At 66.8% G+C, this 13469-nt stretch carries 11 protein-coding genes; 4 read left to right on the plus strand and 7 right to left on the minus strand.

What is annotated here, in order from left to right:
* The first annotated feature begins 3 nt into the window (after positions 1 to 3).
* From R2669_RS16880 to R2669_RS16890, 3 genes are read left to right on the plus strand one after another with little or no spacing between them, the layout of a single operon-like run.
* Positions 4 to 1527, plus strand: coding sequence for an amidase (locus R2669_RS16880; RefSeq protein ID WP_316901352.1), 1524 nt, complete (start codon positions 4 to 6; stop codon positions 1525 to 1527).
* Positions 1528 to 1549: 22 nt separating this feature from the next.
* Positions 1550 to 1906: a RidA family protein gene (locus R2669_RS16885; RefSeq protein ID WP_316890509.1), complete on the plus strand. Its 357-nt coding sequence runs from the start codon at positions 1550 to 1552 to the stop codon at positions 1904 to 1906.
* Positions 1907 to 1919: 13 nt separating this feature from the next.
* On the plus strand, positions 1920 to 3173 hold the full coding sequence (locus R2669_RS16890; RefSeq protein WP_316901354.1) for an NAD(P)/FAD-dependent oxidoreductase: 1254 nt from the start codon (positions 1920 to 1922) through the stop codon (positions 3171 to 3173).
* On the opposite strand, the gene R2669_RS16895 is transcribed toward R2669_RS16890, so the two are convergent.
* From R2669_RS16895 to R2669_RS16915, 5 genes are read right to left on the minus strand one after another with little or no spacing between them, the layout of a single operon-like run.
* The gene (locus tag R2669_RS16895) at positions 3170 to 4651 is read right to left on the minus strand and encodes an NAD-dependent succinate-semialdehyde dehydrogenase (protein WP_316901356.1); all 1482 of its coding nucleotides are present in this window, start codon (positions 4649 to 4651) and stop codon (positions 3170 to 3172) included. The genes R2669_RS16890 and R2669_RS16895 overlap by 4 nt on opposite strands.
* 20 nt (positions 4652 to 4671) lie before the next feature.
* Positions 4672 to 5757, minus strand: a complete 1086-nt coding sequence (locus tag R2669_RS16900; protein WP_316901358.1) for a tartrate dehydrogenase — start codon at positions 5755 to 5757, stop codon at positions 4672 to 4674.
* Between the two features lie 30 nt (positions 5758 to 5787).
* Entirely contained in the window at positions 5788 to 6591 is an 804-nt protein-coding gene (gene hpaI / locus R2669_RS16905; protein ID WP_316874819.1) for a 4-hydroxy-2-oxoheptanedioate aldolase, read from the minus strand.
* Complete coding sequence (locus R2669_RS16910) at positions 6560 to 7900, minus strand: MFS transporter (RefSeq protein ID WP_316901360.1); 1341 nt, start codon at positions 7898 to 7900, stop codon at positions 6560 to 6562. Before R2669_RS16910 ends, hpaI begins: the two co-directional genes overlap by 32 nt.
* Before the next feature lie 50 nt (positions 7901 to 7950).
* The gene (locus tag R2669_RS16915; protein WP_316901362.1) at positions 7951 to 9498 is read right to left on the minus strand and encodes a UxaA family hydrolase; all 1548 of its coding nucleotides are present in this window, start codon (positions 9496 to 9498) and stop codon (positions 7951 to 7953) included.
* Between the two features lie 161 nt (positions 9499 to 9659).
* On the opposite strand from R2669_RS16915, the gene R2669_RS16920 reads away from it, so the two are divergent.
* On the plus strand, positions 9660 to 10712 hold the full coding sequence (locus R2669_RS16920) for a LacI family DNA-binding transcriptional regulator (protein WP_316901364.1): 1053 nt from the start codon (positions 9660 to 9662) through the stop codon (positions 10710 to 10712).
* 3 nt (positions 10713 to 10715) lie between these two features.
* Here R2669_RS16920 and R2669_RS16925 read toward each other — a convergent pair whose 3' ends face one another.
* Together R2669_RS16925 and R2669_RS16930 are read right to left on the minus strand one after the other, a co-directional pair.
* Positions 10716 to 12194 (minus strand): M81 family metallopeptidase, encoded by a 1479-nt coding sequence (locus R2669_RS16925; RefSeq protein WP_316901366.1) that lies wholly within the window; start codon positions 12192 to 12194, stop codon positions 10716 to 10718.
* A 19-nt stretch (positions 12195 to 12213) separates the two neighbouring features.
* Positions 12214 to 13467: a Zn-dependent hydrolase gene (locus tag R2669_RS16930; RefSeq protein ID WP_316901368.1), complete on the minus strand. Its 1254-nt coding sequence runs from the start codon at positions 13465 to 13467 to the stop codon at positions 12214 to 12216.
* Positions 13468 to 13469: the final 2 nt, after the last annotated feature.

Consider the following 13469-nt stretch of genomic DNA (forward strand, 5'->3'; position numbering starts at 1 on the left):
TTCATGTCGCACAACGAACAACTTGTCAGCCGGTCTGCGGTGGAACTGCGCCGGCTGATTGGCGCCAAGGAAATCTCGCCCGTCGAGCTGCTCGACGCCTGCATCGACCGCATCGAAGCCATCAATCCTGCCGTCAATGCCGTCACAGCGACGTGCTTTCCGCAAGCGCGCGAAGCCGCAAATGCCGCGGAGCGCGCCGTGCTCAATGGTGAACCGCTCGGGCTGCTGCACGGCCTGCCGCTCGGCGTGAAGGATCTGGAAGACACAGCGGGCCTGTTGACGACGTACGGATCGCCCACCACGCGCAGCAACGTGCCGACGCAGGATGTGTTGCTCGTCGAGCGTCTTCGCGCCGCGGGCGCCGTGCTGGTGGCGAAGACCAACGTGCCGGAGTTCGGTGCCGGCGCCAATACGCGCAACCCCGTGTGGGGCGCGACAGGCAACCCGTTCAACCCGATGCTGAATGCGGGCGGTTCGTCGGGCGGTGCGGCGGCCGCGCTGGCGTGCGACATGCTGCCCGTCTGCACCGGCTCCGACACCGGCGGCTCGCTGCGCATTCCGGCATCCAAATGCGGTGTGGTGGGCTTTCGGCCGTCGCCCGGGCTGGTCCCGAACTCGCGCAAGAAGCTCGGCTGGACGCCCATTTCGGTGGTCGGCCCGATGGGGCGCACGGTAGCCGAAGCGTGCCTGCAATTGGCCGCCACGGCTGGATTGTCGGCAAGCGATCCGCTCAGCTTCCACGTCGATCCGCGGAGCTTTCTCACGCCCGCGCCGCTCGATCTCTCCACGCTGCGCGTCGGCTGGACGGAAGACTTCGGCTGCTGCGATGTCGATGCGAGCATCCGCGCGGTCTTCCGCGAACGCATTGCCGCCATGGCGCCGATGTTCCGGTCGTGCGAGCCCGTGCAGTTCGACCTCGGGGACGTGCACCGCTGCTTCGACGTCATTCGGGCGGAGAGCTTTGTCGCCGGCCTGCACGATGCTTACGTGCGCGACCCGGCGTCGATCGGGCCGAACTCGCGCGCCAACTACGAGCTGGGCGCCGCCATGACGCTTGCCGATTGTGCCTGGGCGCAGGCGGAACAGACGCGCATCCTCACGCGCTTCCAGGCGGCGTTCGGCCAGTACGACGTGATCCTGTCGCCGACGACGCCGGTGTCGCCGTTTCCGTGGAGCGCGCTGTACGCCACGCACATCGACGGCCGCGCGCAGGAGAACTATTACCGCTGGCTGGCGCTGACGTACGTCGTCACGCTGACCACGCACCCGGCGCTGTCATTGCCGTGCGGCGTTGACCACGCCGGCATGCCGTTCGGCCTGCAGATCGTCGGGCCTTTCCACGGAGACCGCAAAACGCTTGCCGTGGCGCATGCGCTCGAGCAGGCTTTCGACGCGTCTGCTACGCTGCGGCGGCCGCGTCCGGACCTCGCCAAGCTCACGCAGCCGACGCCGGCACTCCAATCCATCGTCACCGCGCCGCCGGTGTTCGATGCCGCCACGAGCGGCATGGGCACCTCGGCCGTCTGAACCTACAACGGACCTTCTCGACATGACCGACATCCAACGCCTCCACACCAACGCCCGCATGAGCCAGATCGTGATCGCCAACGGCATCGTGCATCTGGCCGGCCAAGTGCCCGACGTCGACTTCAAGTCGATCACCGAGCAGACCAACAACATCCTTGAGCGCATCGATGCCCTCCTGGCCGAAGCGGGTGTCGACAAGACGCGTCTGATCTCCGCCAACATCTGGCTGACCGACGCCAAGCACTTCGCCGAGCTGAACGCCGCGTGGGAAGCCTGGGTGCCGGCTGGCCACGCGCCCACGCGCGCCTGCGTGCAGTCGGGCCTGATGCGCCCGGGCATCGATGTGGAAATCGCCGTCACGGCGCTGGCCAAGGGTTAAGGAGCCAGCCGCCATGCGCTTCGACACCCTTGTGCTGGGCGCCGGCATTGTCGGCGTGTCAGTGGCGGTGCATCTGCAGAAACGCGGGCGCGCCGTCGCGCTGGTGGACCGCCGTGCGCCGGGCTTTGAGACGTCGTTTGGCAATGCGGGGCTGATCCAGCGCGAGGGTGTGTATCCGTATGCGTTCCCGCGCGACCTGTCGACGCTGTTGCGTTACGCGGGCAACACATCGGCGGACGTGCATTACCACCCTGCCGACCTGCCCCGGCTGCTGCCGTTTCTGTGGCAGTACTGGCGCAACTCGCACCCCACGCGGCACGCGGCCATTGCGCGCGCGTATGCACCGCTGATTGCGCATAGCGTGAGCGAGCACCGCGCGCTGGCCGAAGCCGCCGGCGCCACGCATCTCATCCGCCCCAGCGGCTGGATCAAGGTCTTCCGCAATGCCGCCACGCAGGACAAGGAAACACGCAACGTCGAGCGCTGGCAGCGCGAATACGGCGTCGCCTTTGAAGCGCTCGACCCGGCGCGCCTGCGCACAGTTGAACCGCATCTGGACACATCGCTGCTGGGCGGCCTGCGCTATACGGAAGCGGATTCCGTGAGCGACCCCAACGCCCTGGTCACGGCCTATGCGAAGCACTTCGAGCAACTCGGCGGCCGTTTCTTTGAAGCCGATGCCAACACGCTCACGCCCCACGCCCCGTGGCTGTTGCAAACCAAGCAAGGCGAGCTGCGCGCGGACAACGTCGTCATCGCCATGGGCCCCTGGGCAGACGTCATCACTTCGCGCCTGGGCTACAGCCTGCCGCTGGCCGTCAAGCGCGGGTACCACATGCACTACGCGCCGGCGCAAGGCGCGCAGTTGAATCATCCCGTGCTCGATGCGGACGGCGGTTATGTCCTGGCGCCGATGGCGCGCGGCATCCGTCTGACCACCGGCGCAGAACTCGCACACCGCGATGCGCCGAAGACGCCCGTGCAGCTCGACGCCGTCGAGCCCGTCGCGCGCAAGCTCTTTCCCCTGGCCGAGCGGGTGGATGCGGAACCGTGGATGGGCGCGCGGCCCTGCACGCCCGACATGCTGCCGATCATCGGGCCGGCGCCGCACCACGCAAACATGTGGTTCGCGTTCGGCCATGCACACCACGGCCTGACGCTGGGGCCGATCACCGGGCGATTAATTGCGGAAATGATGACGGGCGAGACATCGACGGTAGATGTTCGCCCGTTCCGTGCGCAACGCTTCTGGGATTCAGCGCGCTAGTTCAACCCGCCCTGGCACAGGTACTTGATCGACAGGTAATCGTCGAGCCCGTACTTGGAGCCCTCGCGGCCGTAGCCCGACTCCTTCACGCCGCCAAAGGGCGCCGCCTCGCTGGCAAGCGCGCCTTCGTTGATGCCGACGATGCCCGCTTCCAACGCGCGTGATACACGCTCGATGCGGCGGATGTCTTGCGTATAGAAGTACGAGGCCAGCCCGAACGGCGTGTCGTTGGCGGCCTGCACGGCTTCGGCTTCATCGACAAAGCGGAACAGCGGCGCGACGGGGCCGAAGGTCTCTTCGTTGCAGAGCGCCATGCCGTTGTGGGCGTCGGCCAGCACGGTGGGCGCATAGAAGTGTTCACCGACTTCCGGCAGGCGCTTGCCACCTGCCAGCACGCGCGCCCCGTTGGCGACGGCGTCCTGCACGTGGCGTTCGATCTTGTCGACGGCGCGGGCGTTGATCATCGGGCCGATCTGCGCGTCCGGGTCGGTGGCCGGCGCAACTTTCAGCGCGGAAACCCGCGCGGCCAGCATGGCGCCAAAGCGCTCATACACGCCGGCCTGCACGTAGACGCGGTTGGGGCACACACAGGTCTGGCCGCCGTTGCGGAACTTGGCCGCCAGCAAGCCGGTGATGGCCGCGTCGAGGTCGGCGTCGTCAAACACGATGAACGGGGCGTTGCCGCCCAGCTCCAGCGACAGCTTCTTCAGCGTGCCCGCCGACTCGCGCGCCAGATACTTGCCCACCGGCGTCGAGCCCGTGAAGGTGATCTTGCGCACGCGGCTGTCGTGCAACCAATCGGCTACGGCCTCGATACCACGATCACGCGAGGCGGAAATCATGTTCAGCACGCCGGGGGGCAGCCCTGCTTCCTGCGCGAGCTGGGCCAACGTCAGCGCCGTGAGCGGCGTGTCTTCCGCCGGCTTGGCGACCACCGTGCAGCCCGCCGCGAGCGCCGGCGCGATCTTGCGCGCAATCATCGCCAGCGGGAAATTCCACGGCGTGATGGCGGCCACGATGCCCACGGGCTCCTTGACGGCGCTCATGCGTTTGCCGCGCTGCTGCTGCGGGATCAGATCGCCGTAGATGCGCGTGGCCTCGTCGGCAAACCACGCGACGTACGACGCGCCGTACATGACCTCGCCGCGCCCCTCGGCAAACGGCTTGCCCTGCTCCAGCGAAATCAGGCGCCCCAGCGCATCGGCATTGGCAACGATGGCCGCGTGCCAGCGGCGCAAGATGGCCGCGCGCTCGGCCGGCAGCGTGTCGCGCCACGCGGGAAAGGCGCGCGCTGCCGCGTCGGTGGCGGCACGCGCATCAGCGGCGCTGCTGTCGGGCACGTTGGCGATGAGGCTGCCGGTGGCGGGGTCCGTCACGGCAAAGCGGGCGCCGTCGGTGCCGGCAACCCACTGGCCGTCGATCAGGTTGTCGGTGCGCACGAGCCCGGCCTGGCGGAGTTGGTCGAAGCTGAAAGCCATCGTCGATTCCTTCAAACCGCTCAAGCCAGGTGCGCGGCAATCGCCTCGCCCACCTGCGTGGTGTTGGCAGTGCCGCCCAGATCCGGCGTGCGCGGGCCGTCCTTGAGCACGGCTTCAATGGCGGCGACGATCGCGTCGTGCGCCGCACGGCCTTCGCCCTGGCTTTCGGTCAGGAAGTCCAGCATCAGCGCCGCCGACCAGATCATCGCGATCGGGTTGGCGATGTTCTTGCCGTAAATGTCCGGCGCCGAGCCGTGCACCGGCTCGAACAGCGAAGGGAACGTGCGATCGGGGTTCAGGTTGGCCGAAGGCGCCAGGCCGATCGTGCCCGTCGTCGCGGGCCCAAGATCGGACAGGATGTCGCCGAACAGGTTGGTGGCGGCCACCACATCGAAGCGACCCGGCTGCAGCACGAAGCGCGCGGTCAGGATGTCGATGTGCTGCTTGTCGAGCGTGACGTCGGGATATTGCTGCGCAACCTCGTCGGCACGCTTGTCCCACCACGGCATGCTGATGGCGATGCCGTTGCTCTTGGTGGCGAGCGTCACGTGCTTGCGCGGGCGGCTTTGTGCAAGGTCAAAGGCGAACTTGAGCAGCCGCTCTGCACCCTTGCGCGAGTAAACCGATTCCTGGATGACGATTTCGCGATCGGTGCCTTCGTACATGATGCCGCCGAGCGATGTGTATTCGCCTTCGGTGTTCTCGCGCACGACGTAGTAATCGATGTCACCGGGCTTGCGGTTGGCGAGCGGGCACGGCACGCCCTCAAACAAACGCACGGGGCGTAGGTTGATGTACTGATCGAACTCGCGGCGGAATTTGAGCAGCGAGCCCCACAGCGAAACGTGATCGGGCACCGTGGCCGGCCAGCCGACCGCGCCGAACAAGATGGCGTCCATGCCTTGCAGTTGCTGCTTCCAGTCGTCGGGCATCATCGTGCCGTGCTGCTGGTAGTAGTCGCAGCTGGCCCAGTCGATGTGCTGGGTTTCGAGGTTGATGCCGAAACGGCGCGCGGCGGCTTCCAGCACGCGCAGGCCCTCGGGCATCACTTCGCGGCCGATGCCGTCGCCGGGGATCACGGCGATCCGGTAGGTCTTGCGGGTCATGTCAGATCCGGTAAAAAAGAAGAGGAAGAATCAGGCACCCTGCGGCGCGATGAACTCGCGGGCGAGCTTCCGGGCGCCGTTGGCGAACATCAGGATATCAACGCCCGTGGCGACGAAGGTGCAGCCCAACTCCAGATAGTGACGCGCGAGCGCCGCGTCGGACGTCAACGTGCCGGCGGCCTTGCCCGACGCAACAATCGTGCGCACGGCGTTGTCGATGGCCGCCTGCACGTCGGGGTGGCCGGCGTTGCCACGGTGGCCCATCGATGCAGCCAGATCCGCCGGGCCGATGAACACGCCATCCACGCCGTCCACATCGCAGATGGCTTCGAGGTTTTGCAGCGCGGTGACGGTCTCCGCCTGGACGAGCAGGCAGGCTTCGTCATCAGCAACCTGCAGGTAATCGGTGCGGGCGCTCCAGCGCGATGCGCGGCCCACGGCACTGCCCACGCCACGAATGCCGTGCGGGGGATAGCGCACCGCGCGCACCAGCTCGCGCGCCTCTTCCGCCGTATCGACCATCGGCACGAGCAGCGTGCGCGCGCCGATGTCGAGCAAGCGCTTGATGAGCGACGGATCGCCGTTGTAGGGCCGGACGATGGGCTCGGCACGGTACGGCGCCACGGCCTGCAGCTGCGCGAGAATCGTGCGCACGTCGTTCGGGGCGTGCTCGCTGTCGATCAGCAACCAGTCGAAGCCGGCGGTGGCGCTCACCTCCGCCAGGTACGGATCGCTCATCGCCAGCCAGAAGCCGATCTGGCGTTGCCCGGCGGCCAGCGCGGCCTTGAAGCTGTTCGGGCGCTCAAGCGCGGACGTTTGCATTGCGTGGGTCATGCGAATGGAGGGTTTCAGAAGTGGGCTCGAAGCTGATGGGTTCCACCTTGCCGAGCAGGAAGAGGTAATTCAGGATCGCCAGGCCGATCAGCGCGGCGGAGAACACCAGCGCCGGAATGAACGAGCCCGTGGCACCCACGATGGCGCCGGTGACGATCGGGCCGACCACACCGCCCATGTTCGACACGCTGTTCTGCAGGCCTGCCACCATCGACACGTTGTTGCCCGGTGCCACATCGGCGGGCAGTGCCCACACCTGCGATGCCGCCACGGTCGTGCCTGACTTCGCGATGCACAGCAGGATGACCGCCACGACGGCCGATTGTGCGAACGCCGCCAGCCCGATGCTCGACGCCATCACCAGGCCGATGATGAGGAACAGCTTGCGCGTGGCCGTGAGCGAAAGCTTGCCGGAGGCATACACGCGGTCCGACGCCCAGCCCGCGAACACCTCCACGAACATCGACACGAACAGCGGCAGCGACGCCATGAGGCCCATCTGCATCAGGCCCATGCCACGCTCCTTGACCAGGTACGTCGGCAGCCACGTGATGAAGAAGTACGAGTTGTAGTTGATCATGAAGAAGCCGATGCACATCGCCCAGATGTTCCGGTGCGTCAGCAGCTTCGTCCAGGGCACCTTGGGTTCATCCTTGTTACGGGCTGCCGGCAGGCCGCGTTGGATGTGGGCCAGCTCAGCGGCGTTCACGCCCTTGTGTTCTTCCGGCGTTTCCTTGAACACCGCCCACCACACCACTGCCCACACGATGCCCAGCCCGCCCGTCACGGCAAAGGTGATCTTCCAATCAAACATCACCAACAGCCACGCGATGAGCGGCAACGCGACAGCGCTACCCAGCTTGGAGCCGCTATCGAAAATGGCGGCCACCGTGGCGCGTTCCTGCTTGGGGAACCAGCGCCCGGTAATGCCCGCGCTGCTGGGGTACGCACCCGCCTCACCGATGCCCAGCGCCACACGCAGGCCCACCAGCGACTTGAAGCCGTTTGCCAGGCCCGTCAACGCCGTCGCAACGGACCACCACAGCACCGCAAAGCCGAGCACCTTCTTCTGCCCGAAGCGGTCAGCCAGAATGCCCGCCGGCAACTGCAGCAGCGCATACGACCAGAAGAACGCCGACATGACGACGCCCATTTCCACGGCGCTCAGGTGGAATTCCTTCTGGATGTGCGGCGCGGCCGCCGACAGCACGGTACGGTCGATGTAGTTGATGGCAATCGCCGCCCACATGAGGCCGGCGACGACCCAGCGCACTTTCGAGCGAGGGCCGCCCTGTGACGTGTCCTGCATGGTTTGTCTCCTGTTTTGTAATAGGTGATGCGTGCCTTCGAGTCGAGGCGCTAACTCACGATGCCCATGTGCCAGGGCACGAATTCATGGTCGCCAAGACCGAGCAGCTCACTCTTGGTGCGCTCGCCCGAAGCGGTGCGCAGGATGTGCTCGAAGATGTCCTGGCCCATTTCTTCCACCGAACGCTCGCCGTCGAGAATGCGGCCGCAGTTGATGTCCATGTCTTCTTCAAGCCGGCGGAACATGGGCGTATTGCTGGCGAGCTTGATCGTCGGCGCGGGCTTGGAACCGAACATCGAGCCGCGTCCCGTGGTGAAGCAAATGAGGTTGGCGCCGCTCGCAATCTGTCCGGTCACGGCGACGGGGTCGTAGCCCGGCGAATCCATGAAGACAAAGCCCGAGCAGTCGATGGGCTCGGCGTATTCGTACACGGCCTGCAGCGGCGTAGTACCGCCCTTCATGGCCGAGCCCAGCGATTTTTCGAAGATGTTGGCCAGACCACCCTGCTGGTTGCCGGGGCCCACCACGCCGTTGAACTGACCGTTGTGGCCGCGGGTGTAGTTCTCCCACCAGGCGAGCCGATCGAGCAGCTTCTGCCCGACTTCCGGCGACACCGCGCGGCGCGTGAGCATCGTTTCCACGCCGTGGATCTCCGGCGTTTCCGACAGGATGGCCGTACCGCCATGGCGCACCAGCAGGTCCATCGCCGCACCGAGCGCCGGGTTGGCGGTAATGCCCGAGAAACCATCGGAGCCGCCGCACTCCAGGCCGATCTTGAGATGGCTGGCCGAAACCGGGCGGCGCACGATGTCATTGGCCGCCGGCAGCATCTTTTGGATGGCGCTGATGCCCGCCTCGATAGTGGCACGCGTGCCGCCGGTGTCTTGCATCACGAGCGTGTGCATCAGCTTGCCGGCTTCCAGGCCTTGGCTCGTCATCAAATCTGCCACCTGGTTGCGCTCGCAGCCCAGGCCGACGATCAGCACCCCCGCCAGGTTCGGATGCCGCGCATAGCCCGCCAGCGTGCGGCGCAGCACATCGAAATGCTCCGATGGCGAAGACATCCCGCAACCGCTCGTCTGCGCAAACGCCACCACGCCATCCACACTGGGAAACGGCGCGAGGCGCTCCGGCGTGAACCACGCCGCGATGTTCTTGATGACGGTGGACGAGCAGTTGACCGACGCCAGGATGCCGATGAAGTTGCGCGTGGCCACACGGCCGTCGGGCCGGACGATGCCATTGAACGTAGCGCGCTGCGCCTCCGGGATGTAATCGACCGGACGCACATCGAGGCCGAAGCCGGGGTCGCGTGCGTAGTCGATCAGCTCGATGTTGTGCGTGTGAACGTGCTCGCCCGCCTCGATGTCGCGTGCGGCGCGCCCGATGATCGTGTCGTACTTGCGGATGGCTTCACCGTGGGTGATCCGCCGCGCGGCGATCTTGTGGCCGGCCGGCACCTGCGCGCGCAGGCGCACCGTCGTGCCGTTGATCGACAGGTTGGCCCCGAGCGACAGCCCTTCGCGCGCAATCAGCACGTTGTCTGCCGCGTTCAGCTGAATCAGCGGCCCAGCATACGCTGGGGTTGCCTGCAACATCCTTTGCTCCTCCGGGCTGTCTTCTGGTGCATCCGTCGTCTGTCATGAGTTTTTATGTTACCGGTTTATGTAACCGGTAACATTGGCGCAATCGTAGTCGGGTTTTGCGATAATTGCTAGCCCCTTTTTCCCTGTGTTTCCCTAATCGGCCCATCGATCACGTGACCAAGTCCACGACCGTGTCCCTCGTAGAAACCGCGCCTGCGGCCACACGCCGTGCGCGCAAGAACACCGGGCGCGTCACATTGAGCGACCTTGCCAAGCTGGTGGGTGTGACGAAGGTGACGGTGTCCCGTGCGCTGAACACGCCGGAGCTGGTGTCGGGCGACACGCTGCAGCGCGTGCGCGAAGCGGTGCGGCAGACCGGCTATACGCCGGACCTCGTGGCCGGCTCACTGGCATCCAACCGCAGCCGGTTGATCGTCGCGCTCATCCCGACGATTGCGGGCAGCGTGTTTCAGGAAACGGTCGCGGCGCTGACCACCGAGCTGGCTGCGGCAGGCTATCAATTGCTGATCGGCCAGAGCGGCTATGACGAATCACGCGAAGATGCACTGCTCGACGCGATCGTCGGACGGCGCCCCGCGGGCATCGTGCTGACGGGCGTGGTGCACTCCGCCAGCGTGCGGCAGAAGCTGCAGGCGGCCGGCGTGCCGGTAGTGGAAACCTGGGACATCACGCGCAACCCGCTGGACATGCTGGTGGGCTTCTCCCACCAGAAGGTCGGCCAGGCGGCGGCGCGCTATCTGAAGCAGCGCGGCGCAAAGCACCCCGCCATCATCACGCCGAGCGACCGCCGCGCACAGGCCCGCGCGCAAGCCTTCGTAAAGGCGTTCGGCTCAGAGGCCGACATTCCCGTGATTGCCGCCGAATCGCCCGCCAACCTGGGCGACGGGCGGCGCGCACTGGGCACATTGCTCGCGCAGCATCCGGACACCGATGCCATCTTCTGCGGTGCCGACATCCTGGCGCTCGGCGTGCTGATGGAGGCCCAACATCGCGGCATTGCCGTGCCCCGGCAACTCCGCGTGGTCGGCTACGGCGACCAGGTGTTCGCCAAGGACACGACGCCCGCACTCACCACCATCCGCATCGACGGCACAGGCATCGGCAAGCTGGCAGCGACGTTGCTGATCGACCGCATCGAACACGGCGACGAAGAACGCCGCACGGTGGATGTGGGTTTCACGCTCGTTGAGCGCGACAGCGCGTAGCGCTCAGGCGGCCACCACGTCCGCATCGAGCGGAAACACGGGCCGCTGCACCTTGGCAAACGGGAAGCGGGTGTAGTCCGAACTCGTCACGCCGCCGCCGTCGCACTCCACCACGGCCCTGGCAATGGGCACGAACACCGGCCGGCAATACATGCGTGACTTCAACAGCACGAAGCGCGCGGCATGTGGGTCCACGCCGATGTGCGTGAAGATGCCGAGGTCCCAATGCTCCTGCGGCGTCTCGGTGACGACGATCTGCGCAGCGCCGATGTCGAGCAGCGCCGTTCGCCCCATGCGGATGCGCTGGCCCGTATAGGTCGGCCCCGTGATGGTGTATTCGCCGTCGCTGATGGCGACAACCTTGCCCGTCAGCGCGCGCGGCACGGGGTAGATGCCGAGCTGCACGAGCGGCACCTTGTCGCCGACCGGCAGCGTGATCGTGGCACCCTTGCCCGACTCGATCATCGCCGCGACGGCTTCCGGGTCGCACACCGGCCCGACGGCGATGCCGAGCAAGCCTTGCCGCAACGCTTCGTGCAGGACGTGCATGTCGTCGCACGTGCCGCCGGACATGCAGTTGTCGCCGTGGTCGAGCAGCAGCACGGGGCCGCTGCCGGGCGCGTCCGCCAATCTGGCTGCCCGCGCGATCGATTCGGTCAGCGGTTCGGAGCGGTAGACGAACCCTTCGCGATCAGCCCAGATGGCATCGGCAATGCGTTGCGCCGCAGCGTCGGCGGCATGTTTGTCGCCGTTGCCGACCACCACGACGGAAAGGCACGGCGCGGCAATGTCGGCCAGCCCGAATCCGGCCAGGACGGACACGGCGAGCATGCCGTCGTTCTCGGCCTGTTTGGCGAGCGCCACAGCGCGGTGCATCGCGCCTTCGTCGGTGCGGCTGCGCAGGGTGTGCGTGACCATCGGCAGGCGGCGCCACGCGAGCACGGGGTTCGCGCGGCCGGCCAGCTTGTCGAACAGCAGGCGGCCGGCGTGCTCGCCGGTCTCGTACATGTCGACGTGCGGATACGTCTTGAAACTGACGGCGATGTCGGCCAAGTCGATGAACTTCTGCGTGAGATTGCCGTGCAGATCCAGCGCGACGGCAATCGGCACATCGGGCATCACCGCGCGCAGGCGTTCGAGCAGATCGCCTTCGCCGTCGTCGCTGTTCTCGGCGACCATCGCGCCGTGCAGGTCGAGCAAGAGCGCATCGCACCCCGGCGCCACCGCGACGATGGCGTCGCACAACGTTGTGTACGCCTCGGCAGCGACGCGTCCGCTGGGGTTCGCTCCGGCCACGACGGGCACGACGATTTCCGCGCCTGCCGCCTCCGCCAGATCGATGAACGCACCGGCCGCCGTGCGCGTGCCCTTGGCGGCGCGGTACGCGTCGGCGCCGTAGTGCGGATGGAACGATGCCAGCGGCGTCGGCACCGGCGAGAACGTATTCGTCTCGTGATTGAAGCGGGCGATCAGGATGCGCATGAGCGGTCGGGTGATGGTGTCAAACGCGGCCAGCGGCCTGCAGCATCGCGTGCAGCAGCACATTGGCCCCGGCTTCCAGATGTTCGGGGCGGGCGTCTTCGATCTCGTTGTGGCTGATGCCGTCCTTGCACGGCACGAAGATCATCGCGGTAGGGGCCACGCGCGCGAGGTAGACCGCGTCATGGCCTGCGCCGCTGATCACGTCCATCTCCGACAACCCGAGCTGCCGCGCGCCGCTGCGCACCGCGTTCACCAACGTGGCGTCAAACGGCTGCGGCGGGAAGTAGACGACCTGGCGCAATGCGATGTCGATGCCGCTGCGTGTGCGCAACTCCGCCACTGCGTCATGCAGCGCCCCGTCCATGTCGGACAACATCGCGTCGTCGGCCGCGCGGAAGTCGATCGTCATCGATACCTGGCCCGGAATCACGTTGCGCGAATCCGGATGCACGCTCAGGCAGCCCACCGTGGCCCGTGCATGGGGCGGGCGCTCCAGCGCGATGCGGTTGGCAATGCCGACGAGTTCTGCGGCGGGCAGCAACGCATCGCGGCGCAGCTCCATCGGCGTGGGGCCGGCGTGCGCTTCCATGCCGGTCAAGACCACGTCGTACCAGCGCTGGCCGAGCGCGCCCGTCACCACGCCGATGGTCGTGGCGTGCGCCTCCAGCACCGGCCCTTGTTCGATATGCGCTTCGAAGTAGGCGCCGACGGCTCGGCCGCCAACAGGCTCACTCCCCGCGTAGCCGATACTGCGCAGCGCCTCGCCCACGGCCACGCCGTCGCGGTCCTGCGCGGCCAGCACGGCGTCCAGCGCAAACTCGCCGATGAACGCGCCGGAGCCCATCATCACCGGCACGAAGCGCGAGCCTTCTTCGTTGGTCCACACGGCCACTTCGATGGGCGCTTCCGTTTCGATGCCCGCATCGTTGAGCGCGCGCACGACCTCGATGCCCGCGAACACGCCGTAGTTGCCGTCGAACTTGCCGCCGGTCGGTTGCGTGTCGATGTGGCTGCCGGTCATGACGGGCGGCAGCGCGTTGTTGCGCCCCGGCCGGCGCGCGAAGAGGTTGCCGATGGCGTCAACGCGCACGGTGCAGCCTGCGGCTTCGGCCTGTGCAACGAAGAAATCGCGGCCTTGCCGGTCGAGATCGGTCAGTGCGAGGCGGCGCACGCCGCCCTTGGGCGTGGCGCCGATGCGCGCCTGCTGCATGAGCGTGTCCCACAGGCGTGCGCCGTTGATGCGCAAAGTGGTGTCGAGTTGGGTGGTCGTCATGA

This window comes from Ralstonia edaphi (assembly GCF_958350185.1).
Lineage (GTDB): Bacteria > Pseudomonadota > Gammaproteobacteria > Burkholderiales > Burkholderiaceae > Ralstonia > Ralstonia edaphi.

Coding starts and splice junctions, on each gene's coding strand:
- R2669_RS16880 (WP_316901352.1), top strand. CDS start 4: ATGTCGCACAACGAACAACTTGTCAGCCGGTCTGCGGTGGAACTGCGC.
- R2669_RS16885 (WP_316890509.1), top strand. CDS start 1,550: ATGACCGACATCCAACGCCTCCACACCAACGCCCGCATGAGCCAGATC.
- R2669_RS16890 (WP_316901354.1), top strand. CDS start 1,920: ATGCGCTTCGACACCCTTGTGCTGGGCGCCGGCATTGTCGGCGTGTCA.
- R2669_RS16895 (WP_316901356.1), bottom strand. CDS start 4,651: ATGGCTTTCAGCTTCGACCAACTCCGCCAGGCCGGGCTCGTGCGCACC.
- R2669_RS16900 (WP_316901358.1), bottom strand. CDS start 5,757: ATGACCCGCAAGACCTACCGGATCGCCGTGATCCCCGGCGACGGCATC.
- hpaI (WP_316874819.1), bottom strand. CDS start 6,591: ATGACCCACGCAATGCAAACGTCCGCGCTTGAGCGCCCGAACAGCTTC.
- R2669_RS16910 (WP_316901360.1), bottom strand. CDS start 7,900: ATGCAGGACACGTCACAGGGCGGCCCTCGCTCGAAAGTGCGCTGGGTC.
- R2669_RS16915 (WP_316901362.1), bottom strand. CDS start 9,498: ATGTTGCAGGCAACCCCAGCGTATGCTGGGCCGCTGATTCAGCTGAAC.
- R2669_RS16925 (WP_316901366.1), bottom strand. CDS start 12,194: ATGCGCATCCTGATCGCCCGCTTCAATCACGAGACGAATACGTTCTCG.
- R2669_RS16930 (WP_316901368.1), bottom strand. CDS start 13,467: ATGACGACCACCCAACTCGACACCACTTTGCGCATCAACGGCGCACGC.